This is a genomic window from Spirillospora sp. NBC_01491 (assembly GCF_036227065.1).
Classification (GTDB): Bacteria; Actinomycetota; Actinomycetes; order Streptosporangiales; family Streptosporangiaceae; genus Spirillospora; species Spirillospora xylanilytica.
Genome location: NZ_CP109432.1, coordinates 6,882,862 through 6,898,047, shown reverse-complemented (window position 1 = coordinate 6,898,047; position 15,186 = coordinate 6,882,862). Strand labels below are relative to the sequence as shown.

Annotated in this window: 12 protein-coding genes; 2 read left to right on the top strand and 10 right to left on the bottom strand. The window is 73.6% G+C overall.

Going from position 1 to position 15,186, the window contains the following annotated elements; all coding sequences use genetic code 11:
* Positions 1–32: 32 nt before the first annotated feature.
* From egtC to egtA, 3 genes are read right to left on the bottom strand one after another with little or no spacing between them, the layout of a single operon-like run.
* Positions 33–770, bottom strand: a complete 738-nt coding sequence (gene egtC, locus OHA34_RS32080; protein WP_285937601.1) for an ergothioneine biosynthesis protein EgtC — start codon at positions 768–770, stop codon at positions 33–35.
* Positions 770–2,143, bottom strand: coding sequence for an ergothioneine biosynthesis protein EgtB (gene egtB, locus OHA34_RS32075; RefSeq protein ID WP_285937602.1), 1,374 nt, complete (start codon positions 2,141–2,143; stop codon positions 770–772). Before egtB ends, egtC begins: the two co-directional genes overlap by 1 nt.
* Complete coding sequence (egtA, locus tag OHA34_RS32070) at positions 2,128–3,357, bottom strand: ergothioneine biosynthesis glutamate--cysteine ligase EgtA (protein WP_285937603.1); 1,230 nt, start codon at positions 3,355–3,357, stop codon at positions 2,128–2,130. The genes egtB and egtA overlap by 16 nt, the downstream gene beginning before the upstream one ends.
* A gap of 275 nt (positions 3,358–3,632) precedes the next feature.
* Between egtA and OHA34_RS32065 the strand changes: the two genes are divergently transcribed.
* The gene (locus OHA34_RS32065; protein ID WP_329519795.1) at positions 3,633–4,892 is read left to right on the top strand and encodes an RNA polymerase sigma factor; all 1,260 of its coding nucleotides are present in this window, start codon (positions 3,633–3,635) and stop codon (positions 4,890–4,892) included.
* A gap of 43 nt (positions 4,893–4,935) precedes the next feature.
* Here the strand turns inward: OHA34_RS32065 and OHA34_RS32060 are convergent, their stop codons facing one another.
* Together OHA34_RS32060 and OHA34_RS32055 are read right to left on the bottom strand one after the other, a co-directional pair.
* Positions 4,936–5,580: a rhomboid-like protein gene (locus OHA34_RS32060; RefSeq protein ID WP_329519794.1), complete on the bottom strand. Its 645-nt coding sequence runs from the start codon at positions 5,578–5,580 to the stop codon at positions 4,936–4,938.
* Positions 5,581–5,679: 99 nt separating this feature from the next.
* Positions 5,680–7,302, bottom strand: a complete 1,623-nt coding sequence (locus OHA34_RS32055) for an MFS transporter (RefSeq protein ID WP_329519793.1) — start codon at positions 7,300–7,302, stop codon at positions 5,680–5,682.
* Between the two features lie 161 nt (positions 7,303–7,463).
* Here OHA34_RS32055 and OHA34_RS32050 point away from each other — a divergent pair, with 161 nt between their 5' ends.
* Positions 7,464–8,192, top strand: a complete 729-nt coding sequence (locus OHA34_RS32050) for a TetR family transcriptional regulator (protein WP_329519792.1) — start codon at positions 7,464–7,466, stop codon at positions 8,190–8,192.
* 77 nt (positions 8,193–8,269) lie between these two features.
* On the opposite strand, the gene OHA34_RS32045 is transcribed toward OHA34_RS32050, so the two are convergent.
* From OHA34_RS32045 to OHA34_RS32025, 5 genes are read right to left on the bottom strand one after another with little or no spacing between them, the layout of a single operon-like run.
* Positions 8,270–9,433 (bottom strand): lipid-transfer protein, encoded by a 1,164-nt coding sequence (locus OHA34_RS32045; RefSeq protein ID WP_285937608.1) that lies wholly within the window; start codon positions 9,431–9,433, stop codon positions 8,270–8,272.
* A complete protein-coding gene (locus OHA34_RS32040) occupies positions 9,430–10,785 on the bottom strand; it encodes an OB-fold domain-containing protein (RefSeq protein WP_329519791.1) in 1,356 nt (451 codons plus the stop codon). The genes OHA34_RS32045 and OHA34_RS32040 overlap by 4 nt, the downstream gene beginning before the upstream one ends.
* Positions 10,786–10,803: 18 nt before the next feature.
* Positions 10,804–11,976 (bottom strand): acyl-CoA dehydrogenase family protein, encoded by a 1,173-nt coding sequence (locus tag OHA34_RS32035; RefSeq protein WP_329519790.1) that lies wholly within the window; start codon positions 11,974–11,976, stop codon positions 10,804–10,806.
* On the bottom strand, positions 11,977–13,083 hold the full coding sequence (locus tag OHA34_RS32030) for an acyl-CoA dehydrogenase family protein (RefSeq protein ID WP_329519789.1): 1,107 nt from the start codon (positions 13,081–13,083) through the stop codon (positions 11,977–11,979).
* Positions 13,084–14,757 carry an AMP-binding protein gene (locus OHA34_RS32025; RefSeq protein ID WP_285937612.1) on the bottom strand — a complete coding sequence of 558 codons (1,674 nt, stop codon included), beginning with the start codon at positions 14,755–14,757 and terminating at the stop codon, positions 13,084–13,086.
* Positions 14,758–15,186 lie beyond the last annotated feature (429 nt).

The window sequence follows — 15,186 nt, the reverse complement described above, 5'->3', positions numbered from 1 at the left end:
GGGGCACGGCGGAACGGGGCGGCGCGGTCGGTTCACAGGGGGGTCATGCGCACTCCTGACACCAGGTCGGCGGTCACCAGGGACCGTTCGGGGACGGCCTGCCAGCCGGGGCCGCCGTCGAGCGGCTCCGAGGCGATCCTGATCTCCGCGGGGGTGGCGCGGACGAAGAGGGAGTCGCCCCAGGTGGTGGCGGCCAGCGCGACGCCGTCGGCGGCGAGCAGGTTGTAGCGGCCGGGGGCGAGGCCGGCGACGTCGCGGATGACGCCGGCGAGGCCGTCGCCGAGGGACTCACCCACACGCCAGCGCCGGGCGGCGATGGCGAAGAGCAGCGCCGAGTCGACGGGCGCCCGCGCGTCCTGCACGCCGCCGAGGTCGCCGGCCAGGTTCCGCAGCCTGTCCTCCACGCCGGCGAAGTCGTCGATCGTGCCGTTGTGGCTGAACAGGCGTGATCCGGCGCGGAAGGGCTGAGCGCATGACTCGTCCACCGGGAATCCGGAGGTGGCGGACCGGATCGCGGCCACCGCGCAGGTGCTCCGCACGACGCCCGCGACCTCGCGGAAGGAGGTGTCGGTCCAGATCGGCTGGGCCCGGCGGAACCGCACCGGCGTGCGGTCGCGGTCGTACCAGCCGATGCCGAACCCGTCGGCGTTGAGGAGGTTGCCCTGCGTCATGCGCGGGGCGTACGACTGCTGTTCCAGCGAGTGCTCACCGTCGTAGACGAGCGCGCGCAGCGACGTCGCCGGGCCGAGGTATCCGAGGTGCCTGCACATCACCGGGCCTCCGCATCACGCGCCAGCCGGAAGCCGCTGAAGATCTGCCGACGGATCGGGAAGTCCCAGTTGCGGAACGTGCCGCGGACGGCCAGCGGGTGGGTGGCCCAGGACCCTCCGCGCAGCACCTTGTAGCCGGGTCCGAAGAAGACCTCGGAGTACTCCCTATAGGGGAAGGACCGGAATCCCGGGTAGCCGTGGAAGTCGGACGAGGTCCACTCCCAGACGTCCCCGACGAGCCGCCTCACCCCGTACGCCGAGGCGCCCGCCGCGTACGACCCGGCCCCGGCGGGACGCAGCAGGCGCTGGCCCAGGTTCGCGCGGCCCTCTTCATAGGCGTCGCCCCAGGGGTAGCGGCGCGGCCGTCCGGTGCCGGGATCCCAGCGGGCGGCCTTCTCCCATTCGGCCTCGGTGGGGAGGCGTCGACCCGCCCATCGGGCGTACGCGTCCGCCTCGTACCAGCACACGTGCTGCACGGGTTCGCCGGACGGGACGGGTTCGGTGCGTCCGAATCGTCTCCGCAGCCACTGGCCGCCCTCGCGGAACCAGAACCCGGGGGCGCGCTTGCCGCCGGACGTCCGCCACTCCCAGCCCTTCGGGTCCCACCAGCGGCGCTCGTCGTAACCTCCGGCTTCCATGAAGGCGAGGTAGGCGGCGTTCGTGACGGGTTCGGCGTCGATGAAGTAGGCGGGCAGGTCCACGATGTGGCCGGGGCGTTCGTTGTCGTAGGCCCATGGATCCTCGGACGTGCCCATCTCGAACGGGCCCGCGCCGATGAACACCTCGCCGCACGCAGGCGCGGTGTCCCCTGGCACGCTCCGCGGCCGGCCCTCCGGCTGCGCGTCGTCCGCCGCATCGTCGGGCGGGGGTTCGAGCAGGGCAGGGGCGCCCTCGCGGAGCTGGTGCGTGGCGAGCATCGTCTCGTCGTGCATGTGCTCGTGCTGGACGACCATCCCGTACACGAACCCGCCCGAGGTGAGCGGGTCGGCCGGGTCGAACCGCGCCGCCGGGAGGGAGTCGAGCACCTTCGCGCGCACCGTGGCGATGTAGGCGGCGGCCTCGCGCGGCGGCAGCAGCGGCAGCGCCGGGCGTTCCGCGCGGGGATGCTCGAACGCGTCGTACAGGCCGTCGATCTCGGGCCGCATCGGCTCGGCGCCCGTCGCGGCGCGCAGCAGCCACAGCTCCTCGTAGTTGCCGATGTGGGCGAGGTCCCAGACGAGCGGGGACATCAGCGGGGACACCTGCGCGGTGAGCGCGTCCTCGTCCAGGACGGCGACGGTGAGGCCGAGGCTGCGGTCGCGCGCCGAGCCGAGCTCGCCGGCGATCAGTTCCTTGAGCGCGTGCTCGCCCGGCGGGCTCACGGGGTCGGCCATGGGGACTCCTCCTCTGCGGAGCGGGAGACGGGGGCGAGGACGTCGTCGGCGGGGCTACGGCCCCGCTCGACGTAGCGGCGCGCGTACTGGTCGACCAGCGGCGCCAGACCGTGCGCGCCCAGCCTGGGCAGCGCCTCCAGGGCCGCCCGGAAGCAGGCGCGGGCGGCGGTCCCGAGGACGGGGTCGGCGAGCCCGCGGCGGGCGGCCTCGTCCCAGCGTCCGGCCGCGGGCTCGGCCGCCGCCTCGGCCAGTGCGGACGCGCGCGGGTCGTCGAGCAGCGCGGTGGCGACGGCGACGGGGACGGGCCAGTACGGGTCGGGCAGCGCGTCGATCATGCGCAGTTCGAGCCAGCCGCGCGGCCGGACCGGCGGGAACAGGGTGGACAGGTGGTACTCCAGGTCCTGCTGGTCGGGCTCGCCCTTACCGAGCCATTCGCGGAACGACATGCCGGGCGCGGCGACCCACGCGCCCGCGGCGGTGTGCACCACCATCACCTGCGCGTCCAGGGCGTACCTGGTCCACTCCTCGGCCGGGTCGGCGGGGCCGTCCGGTCCGTCCCGCAGGACCGGCCCGGTGCGGCCCGGGTCGAGGTCGGTCCAGATGCCCTGCCTGGACGAGCGCAGCCCGGTGCGGCGCCCGGAGAGCACCGGCGAGTTGGCGAACGCCGCGACCAGCACCGGCCCGAGGGCGTGTGCGAGCCGCCAGCGGCGGGCCGCGTCGGCGGGGTCCGCGCCGATGTCCAGGCACACCTGCACGGACGCGGTGGAGCACATCATCGCCCGTCCCACGTCGGCGAACCCGCCCGCGGCGAAGTAGTCGCGCATGCAGAGGTAGCGGGGGTGCTCGGCCTGGAAGACCGGCCTCCGCAGCGGGTCTACCCCGTGCCCCGCGAGCGCGACGCCGGCCGGGGCGAGCACCGCGCGCAGGTGCGCGAGGTCGGCGGCGAGCGCGGCGTGCGCCGGAGCGAGGCCGGGGTACGGGGCGGAGCTGAGCTCAAGTTGCCCGCCCGGCTCGTAGGTGACGCGGCTGCCGCCGGGAGGCGGCCCGGCCGCGTCGACGAGGGCGCGCACCCGCTCGCCGGGGACGTGCGCGCCGGGGTCGGCGGAGTCGATCACGAACCACTCGGTCTCCGCCCCGACCGTGCCGGGTGGGCCGTTCTTGAAGCAGACGCCGTGAATGTGCTGGTAGACGTCATCGATGGTCAGCCGGGTCACCGTCGACTCCTCTGATCGATCACAGGTTCGAAGCCTTCCCTGCTGAAACGCATCAGGAATCCGGATTTTCCGGGAGATTTTGGTTAAATCTCGAAAACCATCACTCTCCGCACCGATCCCTTTGCGGTCCGAATGGTCCAACATGACGGATGTCACGGACTTCTCAGACATTGACTCAGTGCACTAGAGTCCCGACTCCCACCGGTAACGCTCGATCCGCGGGCGGCCGGTGCCGGGCGGGTCAGGGCACCCGGACGGGTCACATCGGAGGTCACATGCGCGGGGACCTGAGCTCCCTCTACGACGCGCACGCCGCTCGTCTCTACGCGTACTGCTGGTCGCTGCTCGGCGACGAGGCGGCAGCGGCAGCGGTCACCGACACCTTCACCGCCGCGGTCCACCAGCCGCCGCGCGGCGACAAGGTGCTGTGGCTCTACTCGCTCTCCCGGTCCGCCTGCGCCGACCGCGGCGCGTTCGCCGACCGCGGCGCGTTCGCCGACCGCGGCGCTCCGGTGTACACCGGGCCCGACCCGCTGCTGCGCGCCGCCGGAGGACTGCGCGCCGACCAGCGCGAGGTCCTGCTGCTGTGGGCGGGCGAATGGCTGGAGACCGCCGACATCGCGCACGTCCTCGGCATCGCCCCCGACACGGTGGCGCAGCTCCTGCACGCCGCGCGCATCCGGCTCGAGCGGGCCGTGCTCGACACGCTGATGCGCGGCACCACCGAGATGTCGCTGGAGCTGATCGCGGCATTCGAGAAGGGCAGGCTGCCGCAGCTCCTCGCCCGGCGGTCGCCCGCGCTGGCGCCCACGTGGCTGCGCGAGCAGGTCCTGGACGTCTGCGAGACCGAGGCCACCCGGGCGCTGCCGAGCGTCGCGGTGCCGAGCCCCCTCGTGGTCATCGGGCCGCCGGGCGCGGCCGGCCGCACCGGGCGCGCCGGCGCGGGCGGCTCGCGGGCCAAGCGCCGCGTGCTCGGCAAGGGCATCGGCGCGGTCGCCGGGATCGCCGCCGCCGCGGCGGCGGCGGTCGGGCTGCTGGTGTCGTGGCCGGCGGCCAAGAGCGGCGGCACGAGCTCGCTCGTCCCGACGGCCGGTCACACCGACCAGAGCGGTCAGGCCACGCCGGAACCCGACCAGCGCACCCAGGGCCTCACCGGCGGCGAGCGGTCCACCGGCGGCGCGAAGCCGGCGTCCGGCAATCCCGTCACCAGCGCGTTCGACGAGCCGCCGGCCCCCGCCGTCCCGGCGCCCGGCACCCCGCGCGCCGACGGCGGCACCACGGCCCCGGCCAAGCCGTCCTCCCCCGCGCCCAAGCAGAGCAAGGTCGGCAAGACGGCCGCGCCGAAGCCGGGTACCCCCAAGCCGCCGGACGAGACGAGCACACCCCCGGACGACGGCGGCACGTCCCCGGGCGGCGGCGGTTCCACCTCCCCCGGCAGCCCGAGCCCGACGGACCCGACGACTCCCACCGACCCGCCCACGCAGGACCCGGAGCCGTCGCCGTCCCCCACGTCCAACCCGACCCCGGCGCCCTAGCGGCCACCGGCGCCACAGCCGCGGACGGCCGCACCCGCGGGCGTCATGCCTGCTGGGGGCCCGCTTCCAGGGCGCGCGGGACGGTCCGGGGCGTCCGCTCGGCGGGCGAGGTCGCGCGGCGGCGTTCGAGCTGTATGAGGACGCCGCCGACCAGCGCGCCGGTGAGCATCGCCACCAGGTGCCCGACGGCGGCGACCTCCAGCGAGCCCAGCCCGTCGAACAGGAACGGCGCCAGCCCCGCCCAGCCGGCCAGCGCGAGCAGCCGCGGCACCCGACCCGGCCCGTACAGGATCGCGGCCACCAGCGCCGCCGACAGCACGTAGGACGGGCCCACGTCGGAGACGGTGCGCACCGAGTCGGACAGCTGGCCGAGTTCGAGGCGCAGGAACGCCACGCCCTCGCTCACCACGGTGCCGAGCACGTGGGACGCGGCGACCAGCAGCACCCCGCGCAGGTTGCCGAAGCGGCGGGCGACGGGGAACAGGCCGATGCCGATCACCACCATCAGCAGGGCCTGCGCCCCCTCGGCGACGAACGCCGACACCAGCATCGTGCCGAGCGGGTTGACCGCCAGGTTGGCCAGGTTGGTGCTGGCCCACGCGATCAGCTCGTGCCGGGACGCCGGTTCGAGCACGCACTCCTGCACCAGCCACATCGCGCCGAAGAGGCCCAGGAACGCGAGCGGCATCGGATACCGCCTCAGAAAACCGCCCATATCCCCGGCACACTAGATGGTGTTGGAGGAGCGGGCAGGCGATATCCCGAACGCGCGCCGTCCGTCCCGGGCTCACAGGGCCGCGGCGCCTTCGACCGGGGAGTCGCCGCGCCGGACGAGTAGGGCGGCCAGGATCGCGGCGAGCGCGACGACGCCGGCGACGGTCATGGCGGACTGGAAGCCGTCCATGAACGCCAGGTGGCTCCCGGTGGTGATGGCGTCGGCGGCCGGCGCGGGCGTTCCGGGCGGGACGGGCGCCACGCCCTGCGAGACCAGGCCCGCCTGACCGGCCAGCCGCCCGGCGGCCTCGTCCGGGACGCCCGCCCCGGTCAGCCGTCCGACCAGCACGTCGCCGACCTTGGTGGACAGCAGGGTGCCGAGCACGGCGGTGCCGAGCACGCCGCCGACCTGCGCGGCGGTCTGCTGGAGCCCGCCCGCGACGCCCGCCAGGTGCGCGGGCGCGTTGCCGACGATCGCCTCGGTCCCCGGGACCATGATGAACCCGAATGCCAGCCCGACCAGCACGAACCAGGGCCAGAGCTGCGAGTACGGGGCGTCCGCGCCGACCTGGGCCAGGCCGAACATCGCGGCGGCGGTGAACGCCATCCCGAGCACCATCGGGGGGCGCGGCCCGAACCTGCTGGTGAGCGCCCCGGCGAGCGGCGAGGCGACGATGAACACCGCGGTCATCGGCAGCAGCCGCACGCCCGCGCCGATCGGGCTCAGGCCGTGCACCTGCTGGAGGTAGAGGGTCAGGAAGAAGATCGTGCCGAACATCCCGAAGAAGCCGAGGACGATCAGCCCGGTCGCGGCCGACAGCGAGACCGAGCGGAACAGCCCCATCGGCAGCAGCGGGTTCTCGGCGCGCAGCTCGTTCAGGACGAAGGCCACGCCGAGAACGAGGGCGGCGGCGAACGAGATCAGCGGCACCGCGGCGCCGAAGCCGTCCTGCCCCGCCTTGATCAGGCCCCAGACCAGGCCGAACAGCGAGCCGGAGAGCAGCGCGACGCCGGGCAGGTCGAACGACCCGGCGGCCTCCTCGCTCCGGGACTCGCGGATCACCCACAGCCCGACGGCGAGCGCGAGCAGGCCGAGCGGGGCGTTGAGGAAGAACACCGACTCCCAGTTGACGTTCTCCACCAGCAGTCCGCCGACGATCGGGCCGCCCGCGATGGACACGCCGACGGTGGCCCCCCACACGCCGATCGCGGTGTTGAGCCGCTCGGCCGGGAAGGTGTTGCGCAGGATCGCCAGGCTGGCCGGTTGCAGGAGCGCCCCCGCGAAGCCCTGCACCACCCGCCAGAAGATGACCATGCCGAGCCCGCCCGACATCCCGATCAGCACCGACGCGGCGGCGAAGCCGACCACCCCGGCCAGGAAGGTGCGGCGCCGGCCGAACCGGTCGGCGATCTTGCCGGCCGGGATCAGCGTGACGGCCAGCGCCAGCAGATAGGCGTTGGTGACCCACTGGAGCCCGGCGAGGTCGGCGCCGAGGTCCCTGGCGATCGCGGGGTTGGCGATGGACACCACGGTCGCGTCCAGCCCGACCATCATCACGCCGAGCGAGACCGCGATCAGGGTGAGCCAGGGATGGCCGTGCCCGGCGCGGGCCGCGCCGCGGCCCCGGACGCGGCCGGGCGGCCGGTCCTGTCGCCCGCCGGGCGGCAGGACTCCGATGTTCGAGGACTGGGACATGGACGGCCTCCGAGGGTGCGGCGCTGATCGGTGAGGCCAAATTGTCATGTCCTGACACTTGTCGTCAAACGACTCAGGTCAGCAAAAGACATGATTCATATCACGACAGGATTCTGCGCCCAGCACTTGGCGGAGCATCGCCGGCTCGTTACACTTCGCGCATGACCGCGACCGCCCCCGAGACCCGCCCCGCGGATCCCGGCACCCCGCCCCAGGGCCGGCGCGAACGCAAGAAGCAGCGCACCCGCGAGGCCCTCGTCGACGCGGCGTTCACCCTCTTCGCCGAGAAGGGCTTCGACGCCACCACCGTCGAAGAGATCACCGACGCCGTGGACGTGTCGTCCCGCACGTTCTTCCGCTACTTCGCCTCGAAAGAGGACGTCGCGCTGACCTTCCAGGAGGAGCAGGCCCGGGCCCTGCTCCAGCTCCTGGCCGCCCGCCCGGACGACGAGCCGATCATGACGGCGCTGCGCCAGACCATGGTCCAGATCGCGCGGGCCTGCGAGAACGGCGAGCTCGGCTTCGACACCGGCCGGTTCGAGTGCATGCTCTCCCTGACCGCCGACAGCTCCACCCTGATGGCCGGCAGCCTCGAGCACTCGCGGCAGAAACTGCTCGATCTGACCCGCACGATCGCGCTGCGGATCGGCGCCGACCCCGACACCGACCTGCGCCCGCACGTGATCGCCTCGACGGTGATGGGCGCCTTCCACGTCGCCGCGGGCGCGCTGCGCATGGGCATGCGCGGCTACAGCTCGCTCTCCGAGGCCCTCGACGAGGCGTTCGGCGTCCTGGAGGCCGGCGTCAACTTCCCGGCGATGCCCGAGGAGCACGCCCGGACGGCCCCGGACGGCCCGCCGCACCACTCCGGCGCGGCGGACGCGTCCTAGCTGTGCTGCCCAGGGCGCGTCCCAGCCAGGGCGTGTTCTAAGCGGGCCGCCGGAGCGCGTGGTCGGGTGGGTCAGGGTCAGGCGGCGCCGAGCATCAGGCCGCTGGTGGGTACGCCGGTGCCCGCCGTGACCAGCACGTTCCGCACGTCCGGCACCTGGTTGACCGAGGTGCCGCGGATCTGCCGCGCGCCCTCGGCGATGCCGTTCATCCCGTGGATGTACGCCTCACCCAGCTGACCCCCGTTGGGGTTGACCGGGAGGCGACCGCCGAGTTCAATGCCACCGTCCTTGATGAAGTCCTTGGCCTCGCCGCGCCCGCAGAAGCCCAGCTCCTCCAGCTGGACCAGCACGAACGGGGTGAAGTGGTCGTACAGGATGGCGGTCTGCACGTCCGCGGGGGCCAGTCCGGACTGCCGCCACAGGGTGTCGCCGACGTTGCCCATCGCGGGCAGGGCGCCGAGGTCGCCGGTGTAGTAGCCGAACATCATCATCTGGTCCGGCCCGGTGGCCTGCGCCGCCGCGTTGATCACCACCGGCGGGTGCGGCAGGTCGCGGGCGCGCTCGGCGCTGGTGACCACGATCGCCACGCCGCCGTCGGACTCCTGGCAGCAGTCCAGCAGGTGCAGCGGGTCGACGATCCAGCGGGACGCCTGGTGCTCCTCCAGCGTGATCGGCCGCCCGTGGAACCACGCCTTGGGGTTGGTGGCGGCGTGCCGCCGCATCGCGACCGCGACCCGGCCGAGGTCCTCGCTGGTCGCGCCGTGGTCGTGCAGGTAGCGGCGGGCCTGCATGGCCACCCATGCGGCCGGCGTCGCGAACCCGTACGGCAGGTGCCAGGAGAACTCCAACCCGGTCGAGTCGGCCCGGGACGACGGGCTGGCCTGTCCGAACCGGTGCCCGGACCGCTCGTTGAAGGCCCGGTAGCAGACCACCGCGTCGGCCTGCCCGGTCGCCACGGCCATCGCCGCGTGCGCGACGGTGCCGCAGGCCGCGCCGCCGCCGTAGTCCACCCGGGAGAAGAACCGCAGCCCCGGGATGCCCAACTCGCGCTGGACGGCGATCTCGGAGTTGGCGTCGGCGGTGAAGGTGACCAGCCCGTCCACGTCGGACGGCTTGAGGCCCGCGTCGCGGATCGCGTCCAGGCACGCCTCGGCGGCGAGCCGCAGCTCCGACCGGCCCGACTCCTTGGAGAACTCGGTGGCGCCGATCCCGGCGATCGCCGCCTTGCCCGACAGGCTCATCGCTCCTCCGCCTTGAGTCGTACGGTCGCGGTGACGTGGTCGCCGAGGCTGACCGCGCCGCGCACCGTGAGGGTGTGCTCGTCCACCCGCTCGCCGGTGAGCCTCAGCGTGTCCCCGGCGTAGGCGGGCACGCCGAGGCGGACCTCGATGCCCGCCAGCTCGGCGCCCGGGACGGTCTCCAGGACGTAGCGCTGCACCAGGCCCATGGTGGTGAGGATGTTGAGGAAGATGTCCTTGGACCCCTGCGCGCGGGCGAGCCCGGGATCGTGGTGGACGGGCGTGAAGTCGCGGGTCGCGAGGGCGGTCGAGATGACGAACGTCGGCGTCAGCTCGATCTCCAGCCCGCCCTCCGCCGTCCCCGGCCCGGGCTCCGGCTCCTCCTGCGGCGGCGGCGCGCCCGCCGGGGTCCACTGCGGAAGGGTGAGGTCGTCGTCCATCCGCTCGAACACCAGCCGCACCGGCATGCCGACCGTCACGTCCTCGGGCGGGCAGCCGAGCACATTCCCGATGATCCGGACGCCCTCCTCCAGCTCGACGACCGCGACCACGTACGGGGGCGTGCGGCCGGGCACCGGGGGATGGTGGTGGACGACGTAGCTGTGCACCTCGCCGCGTCCGCTCGCCACCACGTACCCGCGCGCGGTCGAATGGCAGCTCGGGCACATCGGGCCGGGTGGATGGCGCAGCGCGCCGCAGTCGTCGCAGCTCTGGACGCGCAGCTCGCCGTTGTTCACGCCGTCCCAGAAGAACGCGGTGTCGGGGCCGATCGCCGGCTGGAGCGGGTACTTCCCGCCCTTGCCCGCCTTGCCGCCGCCGCCCTTGGCGGGTCCGGCGGCCCCGTCCGGGCGCTTGCGCGGCTGGAACTTCAGCACCCGGAACATCATCTCGGCGACGCGCTCGTCGTTCTCGTCGTACCAGGTCTGGTACCAGGTGACGAAGTATCCCTCGCCCATGCCGGTCTTCTTGGGGCCCGCGACACCGCCGAACCGCATCGTCGAGCGGAGCCGCTCGCCGACCTTCACATACCGGTCGTAGGTCTGCTCGCAGTTGGTCGCGACGACGCCGCCGTACCCGCCCTCGTTCAGCAGCCGCAGCGGCTCGTCGGCGACCGACCCGCCCTGCTGCCTCGGCCCGGCCAGGCCCTGCATCGACCAGACCTGGATCATCGCGGGCGGCGCGACACCGTCCCAGCCGCCGGGGTCGCCGAGCGCCTGCGTCCAGTTGCGGATCATCGCCGCGTTCACCGGGTCAGGGCAGGGCGCCGCGGGCCGTTCACCGACCGCCGCCAGCCGCGCGGCGGCCTCGGTGAGCTCCCCGTGGACGGATGACCCGTGGACGGTTGACTCCTGCACGAAACTTCTCCTGTCGGGTCAGCGGGGGGCGCGGGGCAGGCCGAGGCCGATCATCGCGATCAGCTCGCGCTGGATCTCGTTGACGCCGCCGCCGAAGGTCAGCACGACCGCGCCCTTGACCCCGTGGTCGAGCACCGAGATGAACTCGGCGGTGGCCGGGTCGCCCGGGTCGCCGTAGCGGGCCAGCGCGTCGCCGACGATCCGGCCGACGTCCTGCATCCGCTCCGACCCGTAGATCTTGGTGGCGGACGCGTCCGCCGCGCCCAGCCAGCCGAGGTCCTGGTTGGCCGCGACCTGCCAGTTGAGGAACTCGTTGACGCGCAGGTAGGCGTACACCTGCGCGACCGCGCGGCGCACCGCGGGCTCCTCGATCGGCGTCCTGCCGTCGCGGCCCCTGGCGGTACGGGCCCAGCGCGCGAACCGGTCGTAGGTGTGCCCGATGTTGCCGGCCGGGCCGAGCGTGACCCGCTCGTGGTTGAGCTGGTTGACGATGAGGTCCCAGCCCTTGTTCTCCGCGCCGATGAGCATCCCGGCGGGCACCCGCACGTCCTGGTAGTACGTGGAGTTGGTGTGGTGCCTGCCGTCCATTGTGACGATCGGCGTCCAGGAGAACCCGGGGTCCTTGCAGTCCACGATGAGCATCGAGATGCCCTTGTGCTTCTTGGCGTCCGGGTCGGTGCGCGCGGCCAGCCACACGTAGTCGGAGTAGTGCGCGCCCGAGGTGAAGATCTTCTGCCCGTTGACGACGTAGTGGTCGCCGTCCTTCACCGCGGTGGTGCGCAGCGACGCCAGGTCGGTGCCGGCGCCCGGCTCGCTGTAGCCGATCGCGAAGTGGCACTCCCCCGCCAGGATCCTGGGCAGGAAGAACGACTTCTGCTCGTCGGTGCCGTACTGGAGGATCGTCGGCGCCACCGAGTTCAGCGTGATGATCGGGTACGGCACCTCGGCGCGCGCGATCTCGTTGGCGAAGATCTGCTGCTCCAGCGGGCCGTAGCCGCGTCCGCCGTACTCCTCCGGCCACGCGACGCCGAGCATCCCGTCGCGGCCGAGCCGCTTGCAGTGCTCCATGTAGGACGTGCCGAACGGGTCGTCGGCGATCCCCGCGCGCCGCTCCCGGTCCAGGCAGCCGGTGAAGTACTCGCGCAGCTCGGCGCGGAGCTTCTTCTGCTCGTCGGTCAGATCGATGAACATTCAGGCCTCCTGTGCCACGAGGGCGCCGAGGGTGTCGAGCTGGTCTTCCGCGCCGCCGAGAAGGTGCCCGGAGTGCTTGGCCCAGGCGAAGTAGCGGTGCAGCGGGTAGGTGACGTCCAGGCCGATCCCGCCGTGCAGGTGCTGGCAGGTGTACAGGGCCTTCACCACCGGATCGCAGGCGTTGTAGGAGGCGATGGCGAGGACCTCGTCGGTGTCCGGCGCGTCCTCGGCGAACCGCCAGGCGCCCGCCCACACGGCCACGTCCAGCGCGCGCTTGGCGATGTAGACGTCGCCGATCTGCATGGTCACGGCCTGGAACTGGGCCAGCGCCCGCTCGAACTGCTCGCGCGTCTTGACGTACTCGGTGGTGATCTTGAGGGCGCCCTCGATCACACCGGACGACAGCGCGACCGCGCCGGACACCGCCGAGCGGCGCAGCGTGTCCCAGGCGGCGCCGTCCGCGACGCCGCCGAGCAGCGCGTCCGCGCCGACCCGGACGCCGGTCAGCTCGACCCGCGACAGCGGCTCGGTGGTCGCCGACGGGTGCGCGGTGACCGTCGCGGCGGCGGGCTCGACCAGGAACACCCCGACGCCCGCGCCGTCCACCCGCGCGGGGATCAGGATCCGGGCGGCCTCGGCCGCGTACGGCACGAAGGTCTTCACCCCGTCCAGGACGTACCCGTCGCCGTCCGGGCGGGCGGTCGCGGCGACCAGGCCGGCCGGGCCGACCTCGCGGTAGGCACCGGTGAGGACGGTGTCGCCCTCGACCAGCGGCCCGAGCAGCGCCCGCTGCGCCGCCGTGCCGTGCCGCGCGATCGGCAGCGCGGCCAGCGCGAGCGAGGCGTAGGCGGGGACGGGCGCGACGTGCGCGCCGATCTCCCGCAGGATCACCGTCAGCTCGACCGGGCCGAGCCCGGCGCCGCCGACCTCCTCGGGCAGCACGACGCCCAGCAGCCCGGCCTGCGCCAGGGCCTTCCAGGTCACCGTGTCGTAGGTGATGCCGCTCTTCTCGAAACTCTCCAGCCGCTCCGGGGCCGCCTCGCGCGCGAGCAGCTCGGCGGCGAGCCCCCGCAGCGCTTGCCGGGTCTCATCGAGATTGAAATCCACTCATCCGCTCCCTTCCAGGAGGTGCAGTCGGCCGCGCCGTTCGAACTCGGTCCGGAGCCGGGCCACGTCTTCGAGGGTCATCCGCCGGTAGGCCAGGTCCCTGCCGGGCCGCCACCACACCGGGTCGCCGGTGCGCCAGCCGTCCCGGGCCAGCCGGCGCTTGAGGATCTTGTTGGACGCGGTCGCGGGCAGCTCCGCCGCCACCCGCACGTACCGGGGCGGCCACTTCGGGCCCAGGTCGGCCCGGCCGCGCAGGTAGGCGCCGAACGCCTCGGGGTCGAACCCGTCGGCGGCCAGCGCCAGCATCACCTGGTCGCCGGACGCCGCGTCCGGCACGCCGTAGACGGCGAGCTGCCGCACGCCCGGGAACTCGGCGAGGACCCGTTCCACCTGGGCGGCGCCGAAGTTCTCGCCGTCCACCCTGAGCCGCTCGGCGGTACGGCCCGCGAAGAACACGAACCCGCCGGGGTCGGCGTAGGCGTGGTCGCCGCTCCAGAACATGCCGTCGCGCAGCCGCTCGGGCGCCGGGTCGTTGTAGTAGCCGTCGAACAGCCCGTGGCCGCCGGCGGCGACCAGCTCGCCGATGGCCTCCGCGCCGTTGGCCAGCCGCCCGGCCTCGTCGAAGCGCGCGGGCGGGCACTCGGCGCCGGTCTCCGGGTCGAGGATCCGCACCCCGTCCGCGAGCCGGCCGAGGGCGCCCGGCGGGCCGGACGGGTCGGGGGTCAGCGAGATCGCGGTCTCGGACGAGCCGTACGCGTCGATCACGAAGCAGCCGAAGCGCTCCTGGAAGGACCGCTGCTCCAGCGGGGCGGCCTCGTTCCCGAACGCGAACTTGAGCGGGTTGTCGGCGTCGCCGTCCGCGCGCGGCGTCGCGAGCACGTACGACAGCGCCTTGCCGACGTAGTGCAGGTAGGTGCAGCCGTGCGCGCGCACGTCGGGCAGCAGCCCGGACGCGGAGAACCGCTCGCGGAGCACCAGCTCGGCGCCGGCGGCGAGCGCGGGCGCGAACGCCGCCATGATCGCGCCGGAGTGGAACAGCGGCATCGGGCAGTAGACGACGTCGGTCGGGCCGAGCATCTTGCCGGCGAGGTTCTCGCCCGGCACCGTGACCTTGCGGTGCGTGACGCGGACGGCGCGCGGGTTCCCGGACGTGCCCGAGGTGAAGATCAGCATGAGTAGCGTCGCGGGCGTGATCGCCGCGGTGCCGGGCGGCGCGGCGCCCGCGTGCGGGGCCAGCGCGGACTGGTAGGCGTCGCCCTCGATGTCGAGCACCGCGTCCGCCACCGGGGCGTCCGCCGGCATCGCGTCCGCAAGGCGGGCGGCCTGCTCGGCGTACCGGGACTGGGTGAGGATCAGGTCGCAGTCGGCGCGCTCGGCGTCCCCGGCCAGCTCGGCGGCGCTGCGGGTCGGGTTGAGCGCGACGACGACCGCGCCGGAGAGCGCCGCCCCGCCGAGCAGGAACACCAGCTCGGGCACGTTGTCGAGCAGGACGCCCACGTGCAGCCGGCGGTCGCGCCCGCCTCCGCCGTCCGCCCCGCGGGCGTTCATCCAGGCGGCGCGGACGGCGCATTCGCCGACCACCTCGCGCCAGGTCCAGGCCCGGCCGCCACCGGCGCGGCGCAGGCCCGGACGGTCGTCGGAGGCCCGTGCCTCCAGCAGCGCTGCCACGGTCACCCGCGTCCACCTCCCGCCCATCGACCCTACGGCGGCAAAACTAGAACAGATTCTAGTCGGTGTCCAGGGGTGTGATCGCGATCGATCGACGACCCTTTCACCGCGCCCACCACAGGGGGGCAGCTCCAGCGGGCCGCGTGGCGCGGGATCGGGGCGGGCCGATAAGATAACGCGTTCTCAATTTCGTGGGGCGCACCGGGGCCGAGCCCGCCCGCCGGACCGTCCGAACCCCCAACTAGAACTGATTCTACTTACGTCGCCACGACCCGGCCCGATGCCCGTCTCGCCCGCCTTTGCCATGAAAGTGGGGGCTTATCGGTCCCGGCGGCGCCGTCCCGCCGGCGCCGTCAGGCCGCGATCGTGGATAACACGTTCTTGTCGGGCTGTACCCTAGGGCGCGAGGGGGACAGGCCACGGGCGATGCGCCCG

Excerpts from the sequence above, each read along its gene's own strand:
- OHA34_RS32065 (WP_329519795.1), top strand. The coding sequence starts at position 3,633 with ATGCGCGGGGACCTGAGCTCCCTCTACGACGCGCACGCCGCTCGTCTC.
- egtB (WP_285937602.1), bottom strand. The coding sequence starts at position 2,143 with ATGGCCGACCCCGTGAGCCCGCCGGGCGAGCACGCGCTCAAGGAACTG.
- egtC (WP_285937601.1), bottom strand. The coding sequence starts at position 770 with ATGTGCAGGCACCTCGGATACCTCGGCCCGGCGACGTCGCTGCGCGCG.
- OHA34_RS32060 (WP_329519794.1), bottom strand. The coding sequence starts at position 5,580 with ATGCCGCTCGCGTTCCTGGGCCTCTTCGGCGCGATGTGGCTGGTGCAG.
- OHA34_RS32055 (WP_329519793.1), bottom strand. The coding sequence starts at position 7,302 with ATGTCCCAGTCCTCGAACATCGGAGTCCTGCCGCCCGGCGGGCGACAG.
- OHA34_RS32050 (WP_329519792.1), top strand. The coding sequence starts at position 7,464 with ATGACCGCGACCGCCCCCGAGACCCGCCCCGCGGATCCCGGCACCCCG.
- OHA34_RS32045 (WP_285937608.1), bottom strand. The coding sequence starts at position 9,433 with ATGAGCCTGTCGGGCAAGGCGGCGATCGCCGGGATCGGCGCCACCGAG.
- OHA34_RS32035 (WP_329519790.1), bottom strand. The coding sequence starts at position 11,976 with ATGTTCATCGATCTGACCGACGAGCAGAAGAAGCTCCGCGCCGAGCTG.